This is a genomic window from Bacillus sp. RHFS10, assembly GCF_016757475.1.
GTDB classification, from domain to species: domain Bacteria; phylum Bacillota; class Bacilli; order Bacillales; family Bacillaceae; genus Bacillus; species Bacillus subtilis_G.
Genome location: NZ_JAESPO010000002.1, coordinates 385,069 through 410,098, shown reverse-complemented (window position 1 = coordinate 410,098; position 25,030 = coordinate 385,069). Strand labels below are relative to the sequence as shown.

Genomic DNA, 25,030 nt, shown 5'->3' with positions numbered 1-25,030 from the left:
ATAATATTTTCTAACCCTGCACCATTTGCCCGAATTGCGCCTGATGCAGCCTGCTGTAAAGACCGCCGGCTTCAATCAGGTCTTGATGGCGCCCTTGCTCTTCAATTCCGTTCTTTGTGACGACCACAATTCTGTCCGCGTCTTTGATCGTCGCCAGCCTGTGGGCGATCACGAGCGTGGTGCGCCCCTCGGACAATTCTTGCAGCGCCTTTTGGATCGCCGCTTCTGTTTCTGTATCAAGGGCAGAAGTCGCTTCGTCGAGAATCAAGATCGACGGATTTTTCAAGAACATCCGCGCAATTGACAGACGCTGCTTTTGCCCGCCGGAAAGCTTCACGCCCCTTTCACCGATGATGGTATCCAATCCATCCGGCATGTGATGGACGAGCTCTTCCAGATGCGCCCGCTTCACAGCCTGCCAGATTTCCTCTTCTGATGCGTCCAGACGGCCATATGCAATATTCTCTCTAAGCGTGCCCGAGAACAAGAAAACATCCTGCTGCACGACGCCAATCTGCCCCCGCAGTGAAGACAGCGTCATGTCTTTTATGCTGATGCCGTCGATCGTAATGTCGCCCCCTGATGCTTCATAAAAGCGCGGAAGCAGACTGCAAAGCGTTGATTTTCCCGCGCCTGACGGACCGACGAACGCAACTGTTTCCCCCGCTTGAATGGATAGGTTTATGTCATCGAAAACACTGTGATGGTCGTCATAGCCAAACGAAACATGTTCATAGCGGATATTGCCCCCCAGAGCGGAAACATCTCTCGCATCAGGAGAATCCTGAATATCCGGCTCTGTCTCCATCAGTTCCATATAGCTTTTGAAACCGGCGATTCCCCTTGGATACATTTCGATAATGGCGTTAATTTTGTCAATAGGCCTGAACAGCACGTTCGTCAGGAGCACAAACGCCACGAATTCCCCGTACGATAAGGAACCGCGAATGACAAACCACGTTCCGCACAAAAGGACAAACAATGTGACAAACCGAGTCAGCATGTAGCTGATTGAACCGTTTTTCGCCATAATTTTGTATGAGGAAAGCTTTGTGATACGGAAACGCTGATTGTTGACGGCGAAGCGTTCTTTTTCAAACGCTTCATTGCCGAACGCCTGCACGAGCCGGATGCCGCCGATATTATTTTCCACACGCGCGCTGAAGGCTCCGATATCTTTGTTCAGCGCGGTAAACGCTTTGGTCATTTTTTTGTTGAAATAAAGCGCGAGCCATATGACAATCGGCATGATGATAAACGTTAGTAATGCCAGCTGCCAGTTAATAAACAGCATCACCCCGAACGCCCCGAGAATGGTCATGATGGCAATGAATAAATCTTCCGGGCCGTGATGGGCAACTTCGCCGATGTACATTAAATCGTTCGTCAGCTTCGACATGAGCGTTCCCGTCTTGTTGTTGTCGTAAAATTTGAATGAGAGCTTTTGCAAATGGTCAAAAAGCGATTTTCTCATATCGGTCTCGATATTGATCCCGAGCATATGCCCCCAGTATGTCACGATATACTGGAGAGCCGAGCTGAGCGCGTACACCGCAAATAATCCGATTGAAGTTGCAATGATCAGGCCCCAGTCCCTGCCCGGAAGCAAGGTATCAATAAAATAATTGACGATCAAAGGAAAACTCAGCTCCATTAAGCCTCCCGCGATCGCCGAAAAAAAGTCGAGAAAGAACAACGTTTTATATGGTTTATAGTATGAAAAAAATTGCCGCAGCACCCTATCTTCCTCCAATGCATAAATAACTGATAATTTTTCTCAATTATACTATACACTGTCTGTATTTAAAGATCAGATTTCTTTTTCTTACAGAACGCCTGAAAATAGACGGGCAAAGGATTCTTTTGTCCGGTCGGTCACCCCTCTTTTGTAAAAGGCGACAGGGGTGAGTTTTTCACTGTCCAGCATATCCTCTTCAAAATGGTCTTCAAGGGTGCGTATCGCTTCGGCATCCGTGAAGAACACGTTCACTTCAAAGTTGAGCTGGAAGCTGCGCATGTCCATATTCGCTGTGCCGACCGAGGCGAGATCACCATCAACAATCATCACCTTTTGATGCATGAAGCCTTTTTGGTAGGAGTACACTTCAATGCCCTCAAGAAGCAGCTCCGGGAAATAGGATCTCGACGCGTATTGCGTCAAAAAGCTGTCGTTCGTCTCCGGCACCATGACCCTTACTTCTACTCCTTTTGTCGCCGCCGCTTTCAGCGCCGTGCGAATGGACTCATTCGGGACAAAATAAGGCGTGGCGATCCAGATTGATTTTTGGGCTGAAGTAATCATTTCATAATAGAGGTCGCTCATGCTTTCCTTCATGTCGGGGCCTGTCGCGACAATTTGATATATGCCCCCTCCCTCCACGGGAACAGGCATATTGTATTTCTCTTGATCTATTAACACTTCACTGGAGACGTATTCCCAATCCAACATAAAGATGGCGTGAAGCGTTTGCACAATTTCTCCTTCCAGCCGGAGGTGAGTGTCTCTCCAAAACCCGATATACGGATCTCTGCTGATATACTCCTTCCCGACATTTAATCCGCCCACAAAACCGATTTTCCCGTCGATGACTACGATTTTCCGGTGATTTCTGAAATTCAATTTTTGGTTGAAAAACCCGTATTTCAGCGGAGAAAACGGAACGATGTCCACTCCCGCTTGTTTCATTTTCATGATATCTCTTCTTGCCAGCTTGATGCTTCCTGCGGCGTCGTATAAAAACCGCACCTCGACACCTTGACGCGCTTTTTCCATCATAATGTCCATCATGCCGCGGCCGAGCATGTCCGACTTGAACATGTAGTATTCAATATGTATATAAGATTCCGCTTTCCGCATCGCTTTGAAAATATCGGGAAAGGTTTCTTCGCCGTTTTTCAGCACTTTGATATCGCTTTGCGTATTGATATTCATATGGGCAGCCCTGATGGAATACGTAAAGAACCTTTCCTGATTGTCCTTAAGACCTGTCACTTCAGGCGTTTCCTCCCTGTCAAACAGCTTCCTGAGCTTTTCCCGGTTGTACATTCGTTTTGTTTTAAAAAGCTTTCCCTTCACATAAAGCTGTCCGGAAAACAGATAAAACATGTAGCCGATGATAGGAAAAAAGACGAGAATGTGGATCCATAACAGCGTGTGCTGCGAGGTGCGGTTTTCAAGAATTAACGAATAGATGCTAAACAAAATAATGCTGACATAGCAAAGCAATCCTCCGTAAAACTCAAGCCTGGAAACCGGAAAAAACCATATGACATATGCCCCGATGAGCATGATATATAAAAAGAAAAATTCCAGTTTCCTTTTCAGCATCCTCACTCTCTCCAATCTGATTCAATTACCTCCTTATACCTCTTTTCCCTAGTCTGTAAACCTTTCAAAAAAATCCCCTCCGCACGAGGCGGAAAGGCTTAAGATGATGCTTCCTGTGATTGGCCGGGTGTGATGTTCCGGAGTAACCCGGGCTTGAGTGAATAGCTGCTTTTGATTTTATTTTTGAAGAAGCCGACGATCAAACCCGTAACCGCAATCGACACTAAGGAGAAGAGGCCTTTCAGCAATCCGACGGAGAAAATGCCGGCCAGCACTACGCCAAAATCGAAGAGAAAATTAACTGTACCCGGATTCCATCCGTAGCGCTTTTGCAGAAATAAAGCGAGAATATTGGCGCCCCCGAGCGATGCCTGATGATAAAACATGAGTGACAAGCCAAACCCGATCAGCGTCCCGCCGCAAATCGCCCCGGCAAGCGGTGAAAATGAGACAGACGGCAGCCAATGATCCGCGCTTGTAAACAGAGTCAGCGCTGTGACTGCAAATACAGTGGATAAGGTGAATGTGATGCCCATTCTGATGAGAGAAAATACATAAAACGGAATATTGATCAGAAAGAAGATCATGGCAAACGAGGAATGAAACAAGTATGACAGGCTTAGTGACAATCCGGCTGTGCCGCCGGTTAATACGTGAGAATGTCTGAGTGTCAGAACTCCGGCGCTTGTGATAAGACAAGCAGTTAAAATGAGTAAAATTCGTTTCATTCTTCACTCTCCTTTTTTAGATGATGTCATTTCCACCTACAAACATAACAGGATACCCGGCCGCCCAGCCATTGCCTTGGCAGAAAATATCTTATGTTTTCAAAAAATCCCCCTCTTGCAAGGGGGATTTTCACGAGCGTTTCCGATACACGACATAGCTTCGTGTCAGATATTTGAGTGGGAGACTGAACACGTGAACCAGTCTCGTAAACGGCCACAGGATAAAAACGACGTATCCGATTATGATATGAAGCTTAAACCATAGCGGGACATTCTCCATCAAAGAGGCGTCAGGCCTGAACAAAAAAATCTCCCTGAACCACGGTCCGACTGTTGTCCGGTAGTCAAATCCTTTCGAATCAATGTTGAGAAATGTGGCGGCAAGGCCCGACAGCATCATAAACAGCAGCAGAATAAGCGTAAGGATATCCGATGGCGAGCTGGTGTTGCGGATTCTTTTGTCAAACAGCCTTCTGTACGTCAGGATGAAAAGTCCGGTACATGCCGCGATTCCGGCAGGCAGGCCCGCGCCAATCGCCATTTTGTGATACACATGCTCTGAAATGCCAATGGAAGCGTACACGGCTTCCGGGATCAGAATGCCCATGACATGCCCGCCGATAACGCACAGCATGCCCCAGTGAAAAAGGGTGCTGCCTGCCGCAAGTTTTTTCTTTTCTAACAGCTCGCTTGATTTCGCGGTCCAGCCAAATTGGTCATGCTGATAGCGGTAAATATGGCCGCCGATGAAGAACGTCATGACAATGTATGGCATCACGCCCCACAGGATCTGCCCGCTCATGGCTGAACAGCCCCTTCAACGCTTTCACGCACGCCGATATTTTCCAGCGCGGCCAGTAGCACGTGCAGCAGCTCCGCATATATACTGGCATTTTTTTCGAGGCGGGATGCCAGTTCCCTCACATTGGACAAATACTTTTCAAACACGCTATTCGCAGCTTCAATCTCCGCAACCGCGGCAAATTCCAGCATAAGCGGGAGATAATCAGGCAGCTCTTTGTCTGTCGGCAGGAAACCGGATTGCTGGTAGGTGTTTTTTAAATGCAGCAATTCAATGCCGCGTTCCCTTTGCTCGCCTGAGTTAAAGTAGGTGACGTACATATTCGTTTTTTTCCCGAAGTCGAACGTATAGACATAGTGTTCAATCAGCGCTTTATGGGAAAAGCTGGCTGACGCCTCGAAAAAGTGCAGCAGCAGCTCCCGGATTTGCCGGTTGCCGATTTCATGGGTAAGAGCCTTCCAATCGGGAAGCTCGGCTCTCCACTCTTCGTCTGGATAAGACAGAAGACAGGAAAGAGCGGAGAACGTGATTTGCCGGTCTGTGGTGTTCATCTTGTTACACCTCATTTATCAAAAATTAAAAACAAGAGCCGGGGCCGCCTGAAAATGATAAGCCGCAGCTCCCTTGTTCAGCGTATAAATCAGACACTTCTTCTCGGTGGCTGCTTGGAATCACAAAGCGATCATCATATTTTGCAATCGCAAGCAGCCGATACATGTCTTCAATTTGCTGTTCTGTTAAGCCGACGCTGGAGATCAGTGCCGGGTCGATGGATTTATTCGTCTGGACCGCTCTCATATACTGGCGCATGACAGACATTTTCTTTAACGTTGACCGAATATGATCCGTATCACCAGCCGTTAAAAGCTGCGCCAAATAGTCAATCGGAATTCTCATTTGGTCGATAGCCGGAAAAATATCTTCCGCAGATTGCTGGCTGCCTTTTCCTTCAAAGAGATTCATAATCGGGCTCAGCGGCGGAATGTACCAAACCATCGGCAGTGTGCGGTACTCAGGGTGAAGCGGCAGCGCAATCTTCCAGTCAATGATCATTTTATAGATCGGCGATTGCTGAGCAGCCTCTATCCATTCAGCCGGGATGCCTTGTTCTTTTGCCAGCTTGGCAACCTCAGGATCATTCGGATCAAGAAAAACGTCCAATTGGGAATGGTAGAGATCCTTTTCATTTTCAACAGATGCCGCTTCCTCCACTTTGTCCGCGTCATACAGCATGACGCCGAGGTAGCGGATTCTGCCTACACACGTCTCGGAGCAGATGGTCGGCAGTCCAGCCTCCAGACGCGGAAAGCAGAGGGTGCATTTTTCCGCTTTGTTCGTTTGCCAGTTAAAATAGACTTTTTTATAAGGGCAGGATGAGACGCAATATCGCCATGAACGGCACGCGTTTTGATCCACAAGCACAATGCCGTCCTCCTCGCGTTTGTACATGGCGCCTGACGGACAAGAGGAAACGCACGCCGGGTTGATGCAGTGCTCACAAATACGCGGCAGATACATCATAAAGACCTCATCGAATTCTGTTTTGATTGATTCCTCCATCTTTTGCACGTTTGGATCTTCAAGCCCTGTAATATGGCCGCCTGCGAGGTCATCCTCCCAGTTCGGGCCCCATTCGATATTCATGAAATCCCCCGTCAGCGACGATTTCGGGCGCGCCACCGGCTGGTGTTTTTTCTGCGGGCTGTTTGTTAATGTTTCATAATCATAGTTCCAAGGTTCATAGTAATCATCAATCGACGGCTGGTTTGGGTTATAGAAAAGGCCTGCAAGCCGATTCGTTTTCGGGCCGGATTTCAGCTCGAGCTTTCCTTTTTTCAATGTCCAGCCGCCTTTATATTTGTCCTGATCCTCCCATTGCTTCGGGTAGCCGATGCCCGGCTTTGTTTCTACATTATTGAAGTACATATATTCCGCACCGGCACGGTTTGTCCACGTGTTTTTGCAGGTGACGCTGCACGTGTGGCAGCCGATGCATTTATCCAAGTTCATGACCATACCGATTTGCGCTTTAATCTTCAAGCCAATCGACCTCCTTCAGCTTGCGGATGACGACGTTCAGGTCGCGCTGATTCCCTGTTGGACCGTAATAGTTAAAGCCGTAGCTGAGCTGGGCATAGCCCCCGATCATCTGTGTCGGCTTGACGTGAATCCTTGTCGGGCTGTTGTGGGTGCCTCCGCGGTTATTCGTCAGTTTTGTGCCGGGTACGTTGATGTGGCGGTCCTGGGCATGGTGCATAAACGCCATTCCTTTAGGAATCCGGTGAGACAGAACCGCTCTCGCGACGACAACGCCATTTCGGTTGAAGCATTCAATCCAATCGTTGTCCTTGATATCCGTGTCCTCAGCATCATCTTTATTCATCCACACGGTCGGCCCGCCGCGGAACAGCGTCAGCATCGGTAAAGAATCGAAATACATGCTGTGGACGGACCATTTATTATGCGGTGTCAAATAATTAAGGACGATTTCTTTGCCCTCTTGATCTGGCCGCTTGCTTAGAAACGGACGATGCTGGAGGATCGGTTTAAATGTTGCCATCGTTTCACCGAATTCCATCATCAGTTCATGATCGACATAATAAGATTGTCTGCCGGTCAGTGTTCGCCACGGGATTAATTTTTCTACGTTCGTCGTAAACGGCGAGTACCTGCGTCCCCCTTTTTCCGAGCCGGTAAATGCCGGAGACGTGATGACTGTTTTTGGCTGGGCTGTAATTTGTTCGAACGTAAAGCATTCTTCCTCCCGCTCTTCCGCCAGGTCTTTCAGCTTCAGGTTTGTGATGTTTTCAAGTGATTCCCAGGCTTTCACAGCGACTTTTCCATTTGAAGTGGACGATAAGGTTAAAACTGCCTCTGCCGCCTGCTTCGCTTCACTTATATTCGGACATCCCTTGGCAACGCTGTCCGTTGTGATTTCTCCCAGTCTCTTTTTGAGTGATTCATATTCATCGGCTATCGACCAGCTCATCCCTTTTGTTCCGCTCGGTTTTAGGGCGGCTTGAGGACCCAGCGCTGTCATTTTGGCGAAAATTTGTTTATAGTCCCGCTCAACAACATGGATGTTCGGCATCGTTTTTCCCGGAATGGCTTCGCATTCGCCCTTGCTCCAGTCTTTGATTTTGCCGAACGGCTGGGCCAGTTCCTGCATGGTGTCGTGAAGGAGCGGCGTGGCGACCACTTCTTTCACCGGCTCCATATCGACTTCTTCTGCCAAATCGGAAACGGCTTTTGACAGTGCTTTGAAAATATCCCAGTCTGACTTCGATTCCCACGGGGCCGAGATGGCCGGAGCAAAAGGATGAATAAACGGATGCATATCTGTGCTGCTGAGATCATGTTTTTCATACCATGTCGCCGCCGGAAGCACGATATCGGAATAGAGTGCCGTACCGGCCATTCGAAAATCGAGATTGATTAACAAGTCGAGTTTACCTTCCGGTGCCTGCTCCCGCCATTTGATTTCTTCAGGGCGGATGCTGTCGCTGTCGTCATTCATTAATCCATTTGTCGTCCCCAGCAGATGCTTGAGAAAATATTCATGCCCTTTTCCTGAACTCGAAATCAGATTTGCCCGCCATACGAAGAGATTCCTCGGGAAATTGGCTTCATTGTCTGGATCTTCAATCGCGAATTTCAGCTTTTTCTCTTGAAGCTGTGAGGCCACGTACGCACCAACGTCTTCAGGTGTTGCTGCTCCTGCTCTTTCAGCTTCTTTGTATAGGTCAATTCCGTTTTGATTGAATGTCGGATAAGACGGCAGCCACCCTAATCGCGCTGCCAGCACATTGTAATCGGCATGATGCTTGTAGCGGGATGACGCAGCGATCGGCGAAGCCAAGTCACTGATCGGCTGGTCCTCGTATCGCCACTGGTCTGTTGCAAAGTAGAAAAATGAGGTGCCGTTTTGCAGCTTGGGCACGCCCTCCCAGTCCTTTGCATTTGCAATCGTCTGCCACCCTTCAGCAGGGCGGAGCTTTTCCTGCCCCACATAGTGAGCCCAGCCTCCGCCGTTTACACCTTGGGCGCCTACCAGTAAAACAAGATTTAACACCGCCCGGTAAATCGTATCGGAGTTGAACCAGTGGTTAATCCCCGCTCCTACGATAATCATGGACCGGCCGTCTGTATCGATCGCATTTTGGGCAAACTCTCTGGCAATCTTCATGACGGCTTCTTTTTTGATTCCTGTCATCTTTTCCTGCCAGGCAGGCGTGAAAGGCTCAGGATCATCATAGGAGACAGCTGATTGTTCGCCGATGCCCCGGTTCACGCCATAGTTGGCCAGTATCAAGTCAAACACGGTCGTGACACAAACCTCTTCGCCGTTCAGGTTCAGTTTTTTTAAAGGAAGATCCCGCTCAAGCACTTTGTTTCCGTCATCTGAAAAATACGGGATGCGCACCGTGCCGATTTCGTCCTCTATTCCGAGTACAGAGAGACGGGGTTCTATCGGTTCCCCGGTTTCTTCATCGATCATGTGCAGGTTCCATTTCTGCTGCCCGTCCCAGCGGGAGCCCATTGTTCCTTGCGGTATGGCAAATGTGTTTGTCTGTTCATTCCAGACCGCAGGCTTCCACTGGTCATGCTCTGTCTTGCGGCCAATGTCCTTCGCATGCAGAAACCGCCCCGCTGTGTATGCGCCATTTTCTTTCGACAGGGTGACGAAAAATGGAAAATCCGTGTATTGCTTCGCATAGTCAATGAAACGTTCCGTCTCTTGGTTCACGTAAAATTCCTGCAAAATGACGTGACCCATGGCCATTGCAAGCGCCCCGTCAGTCCCTTGGCGGATACTCAGCCAGTCATCCGCGAACTTTGAGGATTCCGCAAAATCCGGACTGATCGAAATGACCTTCGCGCCTTTATAGCGGGCCTCAGCCAAAAAATGCGCGTCAGGTGTTCTTGTTAACGGAACGTTGGAGCCCCATGTGATGATATAGCCTGAATTGTACCAATCACTGCTTTCCGGAACGTCTGTCTGGTCACCCCAAATTTGCGGGGATGCCGGAGGAAGATCCGCATACCAATCATAAAAACTGAGCATAGGGCCGCCGATTAAAGACATAAATCGGGAGCCTGAGGCGTGGCTGAGCATGGACATGGCCGGAATCGGAGAAAAGCCGACATTCCGATCTGGACCGTATTTCATGACTGTATAGAGCAGAGAGGCTGAAATCAGCTTCAGTACCTCCGGCCATTCAGCGCGCACAAAACCGCCTTTCCCTCTTGCTTGTTTATAAGACTTCGCTTGTTCAGGGTTTTCAACGATTGATTTCCAGGCTTCCAATGGATTTTGATGAGCCTGCAGAGCTTCACGCCATAAATTGATCAGCACACCGCGCACGTATGGATATTTCACACGGAGCGGGCTGTAGATATACCAAGAAAAACTGGCCCCCCGCGGACAGCCTCTCGGTTCAAAATCAGGCATATCAGGGCCTGTTGATGGATAATTCAAGTTTTGTCCTTCCCACGTGACAATTCCGTTTTTCACATATATATTCCAGCTGCATGACCCCGTGCAGTTGACACCGTGGGTGGAGCGCACGACTTTGTCGTACTGCCATCTGTTTCTGTATACATTCTCCCAATCGCGATCTTCGCGGGTCGTTTGGCTATGTTTATTTGAATGGTGTTCAATAGGAGAGAAATAGTTTAATCTCCTAAACAACGGACTCATTTTCTTTTTCTTCATGAGCGTTCACTCCTTCCGAGTCACAGGTGATGCTAAGTTCACTATAAACAGAGACAGCGTGTTTTCTTGTGAACTATGTCACACACTCTGCTTTTTTCACAAAATGTTCACACTGAGAAGAAGGAACAGACTTTCACAGGAAGTGATGAGGGCGGCGTTCAGGCAGGACACCTGAGTCATTAGCCGCTTTTCATTCAAAGATCAAAAAAACCGGTTCTATTTAAGAACCGGGCTCGGCGTTTTTATCTTGTGATGTATGCAGATAACGCAAAAATAGTTGATAGGAACAAAAGACATTTTGCTGAAGTACCGCCAAAAAATTCATTTGCAGCTGTGGGTTGTAAGTCATCATTTTTTTAAATATATAAAAAGGGATTTTGAGAATAAGAATGTCCGAAGAGGCATTGACTGAAATAAAAGGCGATAAATACAGCCCGCCTTTTTCATCAATCGGAAACACATCGCCTTTTTCCCACAGCGCAACGGTTTTCGATCCTTCAGGGAGCCTGCTGTCCATCAAACGGACACTGCCTTTTAATACAATATAAACGGATTGAGAATGAAGAAAGGATGAAGCATGATCAGATGAGCCGCCGATAAACGTCCCGTTTTTAAGCAAAGTTTCGACAATGGATAGAGGCACTTCATTAAACATAGGGAGTTGTTTCAGAAACAATAAATAGTCACACTGATTCATAGGAAAGCCTCCTGTGCTAAGGATAGCTTTAGTGTAGCTCGATTGAGCCTGTACGGCAGTGATGTATTTCACAGCCTGTATGATGTATGTCACTTATCAGGAGAGTGACTGCATTTATAATCAAATAAAAAAGGAGGATTTCGATGAAGGCGCTGATTCCGAAGCAGCACGGCGCATGGGCGATGCTGCTGATTCCATTTTTGCTTGGGATGGTCAAAGGAGGTCCCGTTTTCTGGCATCTTCCGCTTTTCCTAGGCTTGCTTTTCCTATACTTGATGGTCTGCCCCATCACACTCGCCATGAAGAAGAAACAGATTAAATCCTATCAAAAGTGGATATGTTATTACGGTGTTCCGGCCTGCTGCTTTTTGATAATCCCTGTCTTTTATAAGCCTGCGCTCATCTGGGTTGGCGTTTCTTTATTTCCGCTTTTTCTCATTCATACGTATTATGCCCGCCGAAAAAACGAACGAGCACTAGTGAATGATATTGCGGGTGTCTTGTTCTTTTGTTCAGGCGGGCTTGCGAGCTGCTGGCTGGGGGCGGGAACCCTTGACGGCTGGGCTTGGTTTATTTTCTTGCAATCTGCTTTATTTTTTATCGGGAGTTCTTTTTATGTAAAGTCGGTGATCCGGGAGAGAAAGAACAGGTTTTTTGCATACTATTCATGGGGATATCACCTGCTGCTCCCCTTTTTATCCGCTCTACTCGGAGCAGGATGGGCATTTCTTGCTTTTATCCCAAGCAGTTTGCGGGCATGGTTTTTTCACGGAAGGGATTGGCCCGCGAAAACGATCGGCATTCTGGAAATCGTGAATGCCTGTTTCTTTTTTGCCGTCATGTGTTTGTTTATCATCTAGATAAAAAACCAAGGACCGCCGGCGGCCCTTGGTTTTTTCAGTCAATATTGCAAATCTCCAGCGGACAATTTTCACACTCGATCTCACATCGTAAATAGTCCCGCTTGTGCAAAATAATTTTTCCGGATTCGTCTATCGAAATCACCCCTTGTTTGCGGAGGTCTCCGAGCATACGATTGACGCTTTCCCTTGCCGCCGCGCAAAACTTTGCCAAATCTTGATTTGTCAGCGCGATGTTAATCAGAATGCCGTCGCTTCGTTCCACCCCGTAGCTGTTCGATAAACGGATAAGAGTGGAGTAGAGCGCCCCCTTTTTGCCGTGAAGAAGCAGATCCCTGATTTTAGACTGGATTTTCCGAAGGTGGGTGCTCATCCATTTCATAAATTCAAATGTCAAAGCACCGTTTTGGATTAATTCCTTTTCCAGCTTGTTTTTATTAATGACGAGCACCTCGCCATCCTCTAGCACCTTTGCACTGAGCATATATCTCGGTTCTTCAGTGAAAAGTGTTAATTCCCCGACAATATCATTTTTTTGGCAGATTCTAAGGGTCAGATCTTTTCCGTCAGATGTCAGTTTGCCGATTTCAATGAGTCCTGATTGAATAAGATATAGCTCTTCTGCATCCATTCCTTCCCGAAACAAATACGTGTGTTTTTCCATTTTTCTTTTCGTACTGATCGATTCCAGCAATTCATGCAGATCGCTGGAAATAAGATCACTATCAGATGGTCGGACAGAGAGAAAATTCATGCGCTCACCTCGAAGAAAGTCACGTTGCGTATGTTTATTGTAACGTGAATTGTTTTGCACCCATCGAGAAAAAACTAACAATCTTGTGAATGACCAGTGTTAGCTGACGCTCTGGCTGTTTCTCTCCGTGTGCATTTTCATTCTTTCCTGCCAATACATCCAAATGACAAGGACAAAGCTGGCTAACGCCACTTCCGAAAGCGCCATAAAGCCGATCGCGTATTGGCCTGTTGCCTGAAATACACTCGCCAATATCAGCGGAGGGAAAAAACCGCCTAATCCTCCCATGGCAGACACAATACCATTGGCAATCCCCGCTTGCTTTGAAAAATAGAAAGGCACCAGTTTAAAAACGGTTCCGTTTCCTATACCTGAGCAGACCGCCACCGTTATTGACCCAAACGTATAAAGGCCGATCGTCGGCGAGAACGATAAGATAATGCCTGATAATGTAAGTCCCGCAAAAACGAACATCAGGATGCGGAGCGGGCTCAATTTATCAGCCAAGAATCCGCCCGCAGGCCTAAGCAGCGTGGAGACGGCAATAAAGCCGGCCGTCCGCAAACCGGCGTCCGCAGGATTAAGACCAAAGTGCGCTACCAGAAAGTTCGGGAGATAGATGGTGAAGGCGACAAAGGCGCCAAACGTAATAAAATAAAACAGGCTTAGAAACCAGAGGACGTGATTTCGGTAAACGGTTTTGATTTGAGCTTTTACGGAAACATTTACTTTCTTCTCATGCCGATCGCCAAACAAAACGTGCAGCAATGCGAAAACAGCCAGCAGAACCATATACATCTGCACGGTTGCTTTCCATCCCGCAGTCTGGGCGATAACCGGCGCCGCAAATGTGGTAATCGCGGTTCCGATGTTTCCGGCCCCGTAAATTCCATTGACGAAACCGTGCTTTTCTTTCGGATAATACTTCGGAAGGGATGTCACCCCAATGGAGAATACTGCCCCCCCGATCCCTAAGAAAAAACCGCCTGCGATTAAATCAAACATAGAATCCGCGATACTGATCCAAAACACCGGAAACAAAAGCAGGATGAAGCTGATCATAAACATCAGCCGCGCGCCAAACCTGTTCGTTAAATACCCTAAAGGAATGCGGAGAAGCGACCCGAGGATCACGGGAATCGCCGTCACTATAGAAATCTCGCCTTTGCTTAAATGAATATCTAATGTGATTTGGCTAATGAGTGATGAAATCAGCACCCAAACCATAAATCCTGCCACCAAGCTTAATGACTGTAACGATAATTGAATATGTTGACGGTTGAACATTCGGCTTGCTCCTTTCAATGATTCAATAATCAGTCCTATCATACAAAAACTCGGCAAACAGGATTGTGAATTACATCACACGTTTTACATATAAAAAAAAGACAAAGCCCGAAGACTTTGTCTTTTCATCATGATTACATTTTTTCCGGAGCCGATACGCCGATCAGCTGAAGCGCATTGTTCAGCGTAATTCGCGTGGCCTTCATTAATGCCAGGCGCTCGCGGCTTTTCTCTTCATTTTCAGGATCGATGACTTTCTCCGCGTTGTAGAAACTGTGCAAAGCAGAAGCCAGATCATAAATATAATTTGTGACGCGGTGCGGAATTCGTTTTTCCGCCGCTTCCGCCACTGCCTCTGGGAAGCCGCCGATCGTTTTCAGCAGGTCATATTCTTTTTCTGATTGAATATGGCTGAAATCCAGATCCGCCGCCGGCTTTAGTCCCTGCTCTTCCCCTTGGCGAAGCATGCTGCAAATACGGGCATGTGCGTATTGCGCGTAATACACAGGGTTTTCGTTAGATGTTGATACAGCAAGATCTAAGTCAAAATCCATATGCGTATCCGCACTGCGCATCGCAAAGAAGTAACGCACGGCATCCAAGCCGACTTCTTCAATCAGGTCGCGCATCGTTACCGCTTTACCCGTCCGTTTGCTCATTTTCATTTTCTCGCCGTTTTTGTAAAGGTGAACGAGCTGAATGATTTCTACTTCAAGCGTACCTTTTTCATAGCCCAGCGCTTCGATTGCCGCTTTCATACGCGGGATATAGCCGTGGTGATCGGCGCCCCAAACGTTGATCAGCTTATCAAAGCCGCGATCAAGCTTGTCCTTATGGTATGCGATATCAGGCAGAAGGTACGTGTACGTGCCGTCCTTCTTGATCAATACGCGGTCTTTATCATCGCCAAATGTCGTAGAGCGGAACCAAGTCGCGCCGTCTTCTTCATAAACATGGCCTTTTTCGCGGATCGCTTCAAGCGCCTTGTCGATTTTTCCGTTTTGGTACAGTGACGTTTCGGAATACCACACATCAAACGGCACACGGAAGTTTTCCAAGTCCTTGCGAAGCTTTTCCAGCTCGTATTTCAGGCCGTATTCCCGGAAAAATGCGAGGCGTTCGCTTTCCTCTTCGTTGACGAAACGGTCGCCGTATTCCTCAGCGAGACGCTTTCCGATCGCAATGATATCCTCGCCGCGGTAGCCGTCCTCCGGCATCGTTTTTTCCAAGCCGAGCGCTTCAAAGTAACGGACTTCAACAGAAAGCGCAAGGTTGTTGATTTGGTTTCCCGCATCGTTAATGTAGTATTCGCGGCTCACATCGTAACCCGCTTTTGAAAGCACATTGCACAAAGAATCGCCGACAGCCGCACCGCGCGCATGGCCAAGGTGAAGGTCTCCCGTCGGATTCGCTGATACGAATTCTACCTGAACTCGCTCACCGTTTCCGATATTCGTTTCCCCGTACGCTTCTCCCGCTTTTAACACAGACGGGATCAGCTTCGTTAAATAGTGATTGTTCATATAGAAATTGATAAAACCCGGGCCGGCGATATCCAGTTTTTCAATCGAAGCCTTTCCTTTATCAAAATGAGCGACAATCTCTTCAGCGATTTGGCGCGGCGCTTTTTTTGCGACTCTCGCCAGCTGCATCGCCATATTTGTTGAATAATCGCCGTGTGTTTTATCTTTCGGTGTTTCTAAAACGACATTCGGAATCTGGCTTTCTTCAGCCAGCCCCGCTTTCAGAACGGCCGCTTTGATTTCTTCTTTCAGCACGTCCTTCATTTGTTCCGCAATGTTCATGCGTGAGTTCCTCCCTCATACGTGATCGTCATATGATGTAAATGCTGCTGCTCGTCTCCGACATGCATGTCATATGCGATGCTGATACGACCTTTTTCTTCACCGAGATCAGATTGAATTGATTTTGTGCTTGTTTTCAGCTCAAGCTCACCAAATGACATTTTATATTTGGCAATTGTGGAAGCTCCCGTTACGAAACGCTGATTCATTTTGACCGCGCCTGACCTCATGACCAGCACTTCGCCTTCGCTTACTTTCACAATCGTTTTTACTTTGCCTAAGTCGTGTTCTTCATAATAAGATAGATACACTTTATTTTGTTTAACATAGTAAAATCCGGCGGTGCGGAATTCGATGACTTCCTGGTTTCCGTCATCCCCGATCACAGACTTCACATGGAGTGTTATCGGTGTCTCTTGCTTCATTTTGACACGTCCTTTTCATCATTCCACTTTGACTTGAATAGTATAATCATTCGGTTTGTAAACTTCAACTGCTTCTATCTTACCATCATTGCTCATCAGATTTGAAGATAAACCTCATAAAAGCATTTCCTTAATAGAAGAGAAAATCATATTATTAGTTACCTTCAGGAAATGTTACACTTTTCCGAAATCTACCGTTTCTATTTCACATTTTCTTCAATATATATGTATTGAATTGGTAATTTATTAGTTTTATGATAAAAGCACAACATAGATCTGCTAGAAAAACAAAAAGGGAGGATCCAATGATGAAAAAAGCAGTCATTGTAGAAAACAAAGGTTGTGCGACATGCTCGATCGGAGCCGTTTGTCTAGTGGACGGTCCTATCCCTGATTTTGAAATTGCCGGTGCTACAGGTCTATTCGGTCTATGGGGATAAGGTTCTCCAAAAGGGCATAGTCTTTCTGCTATGCCCTTTTTAAGTAAATTACAATTTTTAACTAAAATCTACCTCTTAGTTATACATACACAATCGTTTTTCATTTGAATCATATGTATAGGGGATGGTATTTTGTTTACAGAGCAAATGTTTCCATTTATTAATGAAAGTGTAAGAGTTCACCAGCTTCCTGAGGGCGGCGTGCTAGAAATCGACTACTTGCGGGATAATGTCTCCATTTCTGACTTTGAATATTTGGATCTTAACAAAACAGCTTACGAGCTTTGCATGCGAATGGAGGGGCAAAAAACAGCTGCTCAGATTTTGGCTGATCAATGCGCAGTGTACGATGAATCACCGGAAGACCATAAGGACTGGTATTACGACATGCTCAACATGCTCCTCAATAAGCAAGTCATCCAGCTTGGAAATCGGCCCAGCAGCCAAACCATCACCACGAGCGGAAGCAACGAATTTCCGATGCCGCTGCACGCCACCTTTGAGCTGACGCACCGCTGTAATTTGAAATGCGCCCACTGTTATTTGGAAAGCTCTCCGGAAGCGCTCGGCACCGTGTCGATTGAGCAATTCAAGAAAACGGCTGATATGCTGTTTGACAACGGTGTATTGACATGCGAAATCACGGGCGGAGAAATTTTTGTCCATCCGAACGCCAATGAGATCCTTGACTATGTGTGCAAAAGGTTCAAAAAGGTCGCTGTCTTAACGAACGGAACACTCATGCGAAAAGAAAGCCTCGAGCTTTTGAAAGCGTATAAGCAAAAAATCATTGTCGGCATTTCTCTCGATAGTGTGAACTCCGAGGTCCATGACTCCTTTAGAGGGAGAAAAGGCTCTTTTGCCCAAACTTGTAAAACGATAAAATTGTTGAGTGACCACGGTATATTTGTCAGAGTCGCCATGTCCGTTTTCGAAAAAAACATGTGGGAAATCCACGATATGGCCCAAAAGGTTCGGGATCTCGGGGCGAAGGCGTTTTCTTACAATTGGGTTGATGATTTCGGAAGAGGCAGAGATATTGTCCACCCCACAAAAGATGCCGAGCAGCACCGCAAATTTATGGAATACGAGCAACATGTCATTGATGAGTTTAAAGATCTGATTCCGATTATTCCTTATGAAAGAAAACGAGCGGCAAATTGCGGCGCTGGCTGGAAGTCCATTGTGATCAGCCCGTTCGGAGAAGTACGTCCGTGCGCGCTCTTTCCGAAGGAATTTTCATTGGGAAATATTTTTCATGATTCATATGAAAGCATCTTTAACTCCCCTCTCGTCCATAAACTGTGGCAAGCGCAGGCGCCGCGGTTCAGCGAGCATTGCATGAAAGACAAATGCCCGTTTAGCGGCTATTGCGGAGGCTGTTACTTAAAAGGGCTGAACGCTAACAAATATCACCGGAAAAACATTTGCTCTTGGGCGAAAAATGAACAATTAGAAGACGTGGTCCAGCTTATTTAGGAGGGAAACGATTTGTCACCAGCACAAAGAAGAATTTTACTGTATATCCTTTCATTTATCTTTGTCATCGGCGCAGTCGTCTATTTTGTCAAAAGCGATTATCTATTTACGGTGATCTTCATTGCGATTGCCATTCTTTTCGGGATGCGCGCGCGGAAGGCTGATTCGCGATGAGCATTTTGGATATACACGATGTATCCGTTTGGTATGAACGGGACAACGTCATCTTAGAACACGTGGATTTACACTTAGAAAAAGGCGCCGTTTACGGATTGCTTGGGGTAAACGGCGCCGGCAAAACAACACTGATCAATACACTTACAGGAGTGAACCGCAATTACAGCGGGGGCTTTACGCTGTGCGGCATTGAAGCGGAGGCCGGTATGCCGCAGAAAACATCAGATCAACTGAAGATTCACCGTTACTTCGCCGCCGATTATCCGCTGCTGTTTACAGAAATTACGGCGAAGGACTATGTGTCTTTCGTCCATTCGCTTTATCAAAAGGATTTTTCAGAGCAGCAGTTCACCAATTTGGCTGAAGCCTTTCATTTTTCAAAATACATCAACAGGAGAATTTCGGAGCTGTCCTTGGGGAACAGGCAAAAGGTTGTGTTGATGACAGGCTTATTGCTGCGGGCTCCCCTGTTTATTTTGGATGAGCCGCTCGTCGGTTTGGATGTGGAATCGATAGAGGTCTTTTATCAGAAAATGCGCGAGTACTGTGAGGCAGGCGGAACCATTTTGTTTTCTTCCCATCTGCTCGATGTTGTGCAGAGATTTTGTGATTATGCGGCCATTCTGCACAACAAACAGATCCAAAAGGTCATTCCGATTGGAGAGGAGACCGATCTGCGGCGGGAATTTTTCGAGGTGATCGGACATGAATAACATATTCCCCATCATGTCTTTGCTGTTCAAACAGCTGTATAGCCGGCAAGGGAAAAAGGACGTCATCCGCATTGCCGCAGGGCTTGTGATTCTGGCTGTGTTTGAAATCGGGCTGATCCGCCAGACCGGTATTGACGAATCGGTATTGGAAAAAACATATATCATACTCGCGCTTCTCTTGATGAACACATATATGGTGTTTCTTTCCGTGGCATCTCAATGGAAGGAATCTTATATGAAGCTGAGCTGCCTGCTGCCGATTTCTTCACGAAGCTTTTGGCTCGCCCAGAGTGTCGTTCTGTTTGTGGACACCTGTTTGAGAAGAACGTTATTCTTTTTTATTTTACCGCTGTTCTTATTTGGAAACGGAACGCTGTCAGGGGCGCAAACATTGTTTTGGCTCGGCAGATTTTCGTTTTTTACCGTTTATTCGATTCTATTCGGTGTTGTGCTGAGCAACCATTTCGTCAAAAAGAAGAACTGGATGTTTCTCCTGCATGCGGCGGTATTCGCCTGTGTATGCCTCAGCGCCGCTTTTATGCCGGCCGTCACGATCCCGCTATGCGCGGTTCACATGCTATGGGCGGTGCTCATTGATTTTCCTGTCTTTCTGCAGGCGCCTCCGCAACAGAGCAAGATGCATTCTTTTATGCGGAGATCTGAATTTTCGTTTTACAAGAGAGAATGGAACCGATTTATGTCTACTAAAGCAATGCTGTTAAATTACGTGGTGATGGCGGCGTTCAGCGGCTTCTTTTCGTTCCAGATGTTGAACACCGGCATCTTCAATCAGCAGGTGATTTATATTGTGATTTCCGCCCTTCTGCTGATCTGCTCGCCGATCGCCCTTTTGTACTCGATTGAAAAAAACGATCGGATGCTGCTGATCACGCTTCCGATTAAACGGAGAACGATGTTTTGGGCAAAATATCGCTTTTACTCAGGCCTATTGGCAGGCGGATTTCTCCTTGTCGCTATGATTGTGGGCTTCATCAGCGGCCGCCCGATTTCAGCCCTCACTTTTATGCAGTGTATTGAATTGTTGCTAGCTGGAGCATTGATCCGGTTAACCGCTGATGAAAAAAGGCCGTTCTTCGGCTGGCAAACGGAGCAGCAGCTCTGGAGCGGATTCTCAAAATACCGGTCTTATCTATTTTGTCTTCCCCTTTTCTTAGCCACATTAGCCGGCACCGCTGTCTCCTTGGCGGTCATTCCGATTGCCGGGTTGATCATAGTCTATTACCTGCAAAAACAGGATGGTGGTTTCTTTGATACAAGCAAAAGAGAACGGCTTGGAAGTTAATTTGCTGAAGACTCATCAATTTTCAACAATCTCAATCGCCGCAAGCTTTCTGAAACCGATCGAAAGCGCGGCGGAACCTGAAGAAGAAACGATTTATTTTTACGGCGCCGCCGGACACCTGAAGCAGCAAATCATTGACGCTTTCGGTTATGCTGCCGGAAGCCGCTTTATGTATTCAGCAAATCTCTTTTTTGATCAGCAGCTGAAAACCTGCGGAACCCGTTTCATTCACCCGCTATATAACAGGAATCTTCATGTTGATGCCCTGTTGAAAACATTTGCAGACATGTCCCTCCCCTCTTCCCTTTCAGCCGCCGGCGTTGAAAAGGCAAAGAGTGAGCTGCTGCTGAAAATCGAAAATAAATTCGCAGATCCCTTCTCCTACTCGGCGGCCCGTTTGGTCGAGGAGGCCTTCGGAAACCCGATGTACGGCACAGGCATGTTTGGCAGGAAAGACAAGATACAGGCAATCCATCCTAAACGGTTTCTCGACGCAACGGACTTCATCATTAATTTATTGTCCCAGCAAAAACAGCTGAACATATTGGGAGATATACAAGATTGTGATATTCCGGGACATGCCCCGCAAGCGTCTGCCGTGACAGCCGGAAGAATACCCGTGAACCGGCATGTTTTTGAAACAGAAACACGCAGCGCAGCAGGTCCTTCCGTCTTGACACTCGGATTTAACTGCGGGGAGATGAAAGATAAGAGCGATTATATCAACATTCAGCTGCTAGACGGATTGCTCGGAAAGTACGGGCATTCCGCTTTATTCAAGCATTTCCGCGAGAAGGATCTGGCTGTCTATCATGTCATTACCCGTTACGACATCATGAACAATCTGCTGCTTGTTTCAATATGTACGAACCAGCTTCATGAAAAAGAAATTCCCCCGCGCGTTTTGGAAGCTGTCTCACATTTTCAAATGGATGAGCGGGAACTGGAACAGGCAAAACAATTTTTACGCAATGAAATGCTGCTGCAATTCGATTCTCCCGAAGGGCTCTTGGCCTATATGGAGATCCTGCGCCGCTTCTCCTGTGAAAAAGAAGACTTGCTGGATGGCATCTCCGCGGTTACGTGCCGCGATCTATTACAATTCATAGCAAATATCAATTATATCGGAGCTCATGTAGTAAGGGGATGAAGAGATGGAAAAGAAAGCATTCTTTCAACAGCTGGATGAACAAACCGATATCAGATACACAGACAGCGGGCTGAAAATATTCAGATTGAAATTCCCCCGCGCCCATCTGCGGCTGTGCAATGTGAAAATTGATTTTGGAAGCCGTGATGTCTGCTTACAAGAAGATTCTGGCGACAAGCTGCTCCCGTATGGCACAGCGCATTTTTTAGAGCATCTTCTCTTCTGGCATAACGGCCGCAATCTGTACAGTGATTTTTTTGCGCACGGCGCGCTTTTAAATGCGTTCACCACCTACACTGATACTAATTTCATGTTTACCTCATTGCCGGATCGGCTCACGCAGACGGTCCCCATCCTGCTTGATGCGTTATGGAACCACTCATTTGACAAGAGGATTGTCACTCAGGAAAAAGCTGTGATTACAAGCGAAATTGAAACAGCACACCTCAATCATCAACTCTCTTACCGTTATCAGCTGATCAGCATGCTTTCTCCCGCCTCACCTGCTGCCGTCTATCCCGCAGGCAGAATCGAGGACATTGAGGCGATGACCATCCGTGATTTACAGAAAGCCTACAATGCCGCTTACCAGCCCGAGCGGATGACGTTGTTTTTGATTGGAGGCTCAGAAGATACGGAAGACCTTTTGCCTTCTCACCTTGGGCTGAAAAAACGTCCAGTTCATAAAGCAGAAAGGAAAATGATTCCTGCGTGCCCTCCAACCCTCTCACAAAAAGTGGTGCTGGGTGATGAGGAGCGGATGGAAGACACATGGACCGGCTTGCAGATCGGCGCACTTCCCGGGCAAAACGATCTGTTGACGGTAAAGCTTTATTGGGACATTGCGTCTCGAATTCTATTTCAATTAGATTCACCGTTTTTTCAAGAGATTCAGCAGATGTACCGTCTGGAAATCAATTGCTTGTCAGCCGAGGCTCACCTGTATGAGGATGGCGGTTTTTTGATGCTACACAGTCAAGGGGTTCATTCTTCAGCTTATATCGATGTCGCTTCCTACTACGTCACACAGCAGAAAGAACAGATTGCGGCCTGGCTCCAATACGGCAAGGGCTCTTTGACGGATGCGATCATCTATGACAGCGATTATGCGCGTAAATGCTTCGAATGGGCGGCCGAGTGTGACAGGTGCGATTGCACGTTTCTCGACGTTTACCGCATCATTCGCGATATGAATAGTCAGGATTTCTTGTCTCTCATTGATGCATTGTCATCTTCTAAAAAAGCGGTCATTCACGTTTCACAGAAAGAGGCGATCGGACAATGAAAAAAAGCACTGTCTTTACCGTGATGTTGCTGCTCGTAGGTATGGCGGCTTATTCCTTCGGCTGGGTTCAGGCCCTCGCCAAAGCCGCGGCCCAATATGTACAGATGATCGACAATGATGCTTTGCGGCTCGGACTGCTGGCTTTAACCGCTTCCGTCCTGATGCTGCCCGCTTTTCTCTATCTACACTATGTCACCCAATCCGTAAAAAACATGACAGCAGCTTTTCAGAAACTCACACAGTCCCATCAAAGCTGCTGCGACTTCCAGCATCACAGATTGTGCAGCCGCTATGCAGAAGATGTCAAAAAGCTGCGTGACAGCTATAAAAACGTCCGCCAAACATATGTGATGGCTGCTGTATTATGCCAAGTCCTCATATTCGGCTGTATGTTCGAAATCGTCAAAGCCGTCCCTTTCCGCCTTCATACGCCCCCCGCTGTTTCAATAGGACTTGCGGTGTTGCTGATTTTGTATTTATTGTTTTATATGCGAACGTACTTGGTGCAACTTTTCCAGCATGGCACCCTGTTCAAAAAAATGCTTGCGGGGGCGCTGACAGGAGCCGGGATTTGGTGGATGCTCAGTTTTACCATAAGTGAACTGTTGTTTCTGATCATTCTGGCTGCGATTCAGCAGATCGGATCATTTATTTATAACCGATTCTCATATCGCAGCACCGCTTCTCTTGATCTATAAAATAGCTACATCGCAATCGCAGACGGACCCGTACCAACCGGAATCACCGTCACGGCTGCATAATCACTCGTGCGGTACACAGTCACAGTATTGTCGTTGGGCTGTGCCGCATAAATGTACTGATTGTCGGGTGTTACTGCGAGGTCAAAGGCGCCGGGCACAGAAACACTCGCAATAATTGCGTTTGTGGCTGTATTGACGACAGTGAGATTATGAATGAGAGACGGATCAATATATGGTTCTAGAAAATAAGCTCGTGTACTGTCAAATGAAAATACAATTGTCCTCAAAGTTTCAAATAAACGATTAAAGTCACCTTCTCTGCTCAACGGTGACAAACTAATCTCCGCTACACCCTTCGGCCATAATTCACCAGTCATCACATACGCAAAGTCTCCGGCATATGGCGTTTCAATTAAACTTGGATATTCAAACTCATTCACGAGGCTGTCAACAAGCTGGCCTGTATTCACATCATATTGATCAATTGACCAGAAAATCGTATTAGCAGTAAAGACAAATTGCCCGTTCGGATCCAGGGCAAAGTCTGCGGCGTCGGGTACTGAAAAAACATCACTGACTGCCTGAAGCGCAAGATCAATCGTATAAATAGAGCCGGCAGCCATCACATATGCCAATTCTCCTGCAGGATCAAATTGAATCTTTCTCGGCCCAGTGCCGACGGTTATCGTATTTGCCACGGTTAATGTTTGATTATCAACTACAGAAATAAGATTGGTATTGCCATGAAGGACATACGTATAGGCTTTATCTTTCGTGACCCCCAGATCAGTTGGCACAGACGTAAAAGGAATAGTTGCAACAACAATGTTTGCTGCCGCATCAATGACCGAAACTGTGCTGTCCCCTGAATTGGCTGTAAAGACATACGATTGAGAACCTGGCGATGGTGGGAAAACGATTGTCCCGGTCACCGTAAGCGGACTACCGTAGAATGGCGGAACAATGAGAAGATCTTCCACTGTCATTTGACTGAAATCAGGACAGCGGTCAGACTGTGCTGCATAATAAACAATCTGATCAATCTCTTCAGTATGAATCACAGAAACCGACCCATTCCCTTGTCCATATTGATTTCGTACAGGCGACACACTGACAAGAAGCGTAACGGCCCCTTGTATTCTCACAGCATATCGAACACCGATATCTTCTGTTTCCGGTCCAGTCTGGATTAAGCAAGGCTCACTGATACATGATAAATGATCTGTACTCCATGTAACCGCCGCAGCTGCTTCGGCAGAATCAACAGTGAACCCCTCGGGAATGTCAATCGGCACTTGAAACGGCGCTTCTCGGCTGATTTCCTCATCACAAAAACAGAAACAATTTTCCTGTAAAGCAGAAAGATCATTCTTTTTCATG

General features: G+C 47.0%; 22 protein-coding genes and 1 pseudogene. 10 read left to right on the top strand and 13 right to left on the bottom strand.

The window, feature by feature from the left end:
* Positions 1-10: 10 nt before the first annotated feature.
* The 8 genes from JMN17_RS08715 to JMN17_RS08680 all read right to left on the bottom strand — a co-directional run bounded on the left by JMN17_RS08715 (position 11) and on the right by JMN17_RS08680 (position 11,271).
* On the bottom strand, positions 11-1,738 hold the full coding sequence (locus JMN17_RS08715) for an ABC transporter ATP-binding protein (protein ID WP_202327918.1): 1,728 nt from the start codon (positions 1,736-1,738) through the stop codon (positions 11-13).
* Between the two features lie 87 nt (positions 1,739-1,825).
* Complete coding sequence (gene cls / locus JMN17_RS08710; protein ID WP_087992726.1) at positions 1,826-3,328, bottom strand: cardiolipin synthase; 1,503 nt, start codon at positions 3,326-3,328, stop codon at positions 1,826-1,828.
* A gap of 98 nt (positions 3,329-3,426) precedes the next feature.
* Positions 3,427-4,056 carry a YitT family protein gene (locus JMN17_RS08705; protein ID WP_202327917.1) on the bottom strand — a complete coding sequence of 210 codons (630 nt, stop codon included), beginning with the start codon at positions 4,054-4,056 and terminating at the stop codon, positions 3,427-3,429.
* 130 nt (positions 4,057-4,186) lie between these two features.
* Positions 4,187-4,858, bottom strand: a complete 672-nt coding sequence (gene narI / locus JMN17_RS08700) for a respiratory nitrate reductase subunit gamma (protein WP_202327916.1) — start codon at positions 4,856-4,858, stop codon at positions 4,187-4,189.
* Positions 4,855-5,409, bottom strand: a complete 555-nt coding sequence (narJ, locus tag JMN17_RS08695; protein WP_087992729.1) for a nitrate reductase molybdenum cofactor assembly chaperone — start codon at positions 5,407-5,409, stop codon at positions 4,855-4,857. The genes narI and narJ overlap by 4 nt, the downstream gene beginning before the upstream one ends.
* A 25-nt stretch (positions 5,410-5,434) precedes the next feature.
* Positions 5,435-6,898, bottom strand: a complete 1,464-nt coding sequence (narH, locus tag JMN17_RS08690) for a nitrate reductase subunit beta (protein WP_087992730.1) — start codon at positions 6,896-6,898, stop codon at positions 5,435-5,437.
* Positions 6,888-10,574, bottom strand: coding sequence for a nitrate reductase subunit alpha (locus JMN17_RS08685; protein WP_202327915.1), 3,687 nt, complete (start codon positions 10,572-10,574; stop codon positions 6,888-6,890). The genes narH and JMN17_RS08685 overlap by 11 nt, the downstream gene beginning before the upstream one ends.
* Positions 10,575-10,794: 220 nt before the next feature.
* Positions 10,795-11,271: a Crp/Fnr family transcriptional regulator gene (locus JMN17_RS08680; protein WP_202327914.1), complete on the bottom strand. Its 477-nt coding sequence runs from the start codon at positions 11,269-11,271 to the stop codon at positions 10,795-10,797.
* A gap of 143 nt (positions 11,272-11,414) precedes the next feature.
* Here JMN17_RS08680 and JMN17_RS08675 point away from each other — a divergent pair, with 143 nt between their 5' ends.
* A complete protein-coding gene (locus JMN17_RS08675) occupies positions 11,415-12,131 on the top strand; it encodes a YwiC-like family protein (RefSeq protein WP_202327913.1) in 717 nt (238 codons plus the stop codon).
* Between the two features lie 37 nt (positions 12,132-12,168).
* Here JMN17_RS08675 and fnr read toward each other — a convergent pair whose 3' ends face one another.
* The 4 genes from fnr to JMN17_RS08655 all read right to left on the bottom strand — a co-directional run bounded on the left by fnr (position 12,169) and on the right by JMN17_RS08655 (position 16,402).
* Entirely contained in the window at positions 12,169-12,885 is a 717-nt protein-coding gene (fnr, locus tag JMN17_RS08670) for a fumarate/nitrate reduction transcriptional regulator Fnr (protein WP_087992734.1), read from the bottom strand.
* 99 nt (positions 12,886-12,984) lie between these two features.
* Positions 12,985-14,172, bottom strand: coding sequence for a nitrate transporter NarK (narK, locus tag JMN17_RS08665; protein WP_087992735.1), 1,188 nt, complete (start codon positions 14,170-14,172; stop codon positions 12,985-12,987).
* A 134-nt stretch (positions 14,173-14,306) separates the two neighbouring features.
* The gene (argS, locus tag JMN17_RS08660) at positions 14,307-15,977 is read right to left on the bottom strand and encodes an arginine--tRNA ligase (RefSeq protein ID WP_202327912.1); all 1,671 of its coding nucleotides are present in this window, start codon (positions 15,975-15,977) and stop codon (positions 14,307-14,309) included.
* Positions 15,974-16,402 carry a DUF1934 domain-containing protein gene (locus JMN17_RS08655; RefSeq protein ID WP_202327911.1) on the bottom strand — a complete coding sequence of 143 codons (429 nt, stop codon included), beginning with the start codon at positions 16,400-16,402 and terminating at the stop codon, positions 15,974-15,976. The genes argS and JMN17_RS08655 overlap by 4 nt, the downstream gene beginning before the upstream one ends.
* 308 nt (positions 16,403-16,710) lie before the next feature.
* Here JMN17_RS08655 and sboA point away from each other — a divergent pair, with 308 nt between their 5' ends.
* From sboA to JMN17_RS08610, 9 genes and pseudogenes are all read left to right on the top strand, one after another.
* Positions 16,711-16,842, top strand: coding sequence for a subtilosin A (sboA, locus tag JMN17_RS08650; RefSeq protein ID WP_087992738.1), 132 nt, complete (start codon positions 16,711-16,713; stop codon positions 16,840-16,842).
* Positions 16,799-16,950 (top strand): annotated as a pseudogene (locus JMN17_RS08645) (bacteriocin-like protein SboX). The gene sboA and the pseudogene JMN17_RS08645 overlap by 44 nt, the downstream one beginning before the upstream one ends.
* A 24-nt stretch (positions 16,951-16,974) precedes the next feature.
* Positions 16,975-18,321, top strand: coding sequence for a subtilosin maturase AlbA (albA, locus tag JMN17_RS08640; protein ID WP_202327910.1), 1,347 nt, complete (start codon positions 16,975-16,977; stop codon positions 18,319-18,321).
* 12 nt (positions 18,322-18,333) lie between these two features.
* Positions 18,334-18,495: an antilisterial bacteriocin subtilosin biosynthesis protein AlbB gene (gene albB / locus JMN17_RS08635; RefSeq protein WP_087992740.1), complete on the top strand. Its 162-nt coding sequence runs from the start codon at positions 18,334-18,336 to the stop codon at positions 18,493-18,495.
* On the top strand, positions 18,492-19,211 hold the full coding sequence (locus JMN17_RS08630) for an ATP-binding cassette domain-containing protein (RefSeq protein WP_087992741.1): 720 nt from the start codon (positions 18,492-18,494) through the stop codon (positions 19,209-19,211). Before albB ends, JMN17_RS08630 begins: the two co-directional genes overlap by 4 nt.
* Entirely contained in the window at positions 19,204-20,514 is a 1,311-nt protein-coding gene (albD, locus tag JMN17_RS08625) for an antilisterial bacteriocin subtilosin biosynthesis protein AlbD (protein WP_202327909.1), read from the top strand. Before JMN17_RS08630 ends, albD begins: the two co-directional genes overlap by 8 nt.
* Positions 20,504-21,664 carry an insulinase family protein gene (locus JMN17_RS08620; RefSeq protein ID WP_202328228.1) on the top strand — a complete coding sequence of 387 codons (1,161 nt, stop codon included), beginning with the start codon at positions 20,504-20,506 and terminating at the stop codon, positions 21,662-21,664. Before albD ends, JMN17_RS08620 begins: the two co-directional genes overlap by 11 nt.
* 4 nt (positions 21,665-21,668) lie before the next feature.
* Positions 21,669-22,949 carry a M16 family metallopeptidase gene (locus JMN17_RS08615; protein WP_202327908.1) on the top strand — a complete coding sequence of 427 codons (1,281 nt, stop codon included), beginning with the start codon at positions 21,669-21,671 and terminating at the stop codon, positions 22,947-22,949.
* Positions 22,946-23,647, top strand: coding sequence for a bacteriocin biosynthesis protein AlbG (locus tag JMN17_RS08610; protein ID WP_202327907.1), 702 nt, complete (start codon positions 22,946-22,948; stop codon positions 23,645-23,647). Before JMN17_RS08615 ends, JMN17_RS08610 begins: the two co-directional genes overlap by 4 nt.
* Before the next feature lie 5 nt (positions 23,648-23,652).
* Here JMN17_RS08610 and JMN17_RS08605 read toward each other — a convergent pair whose 3' ends face one another.
* Positions 23,653-25,029 (bottom strand): YncE family protein, encoded by a 1,377-nt coding sequence (locus JMN17_RS08605; RefSeq protein ID WP_202327906.1) that lies wholly within the window; start codon positions 25,027-25,029, stop codon positions 23,653-23,655.
* Position 25,030 lies beyond the last annotated feature (1 nt).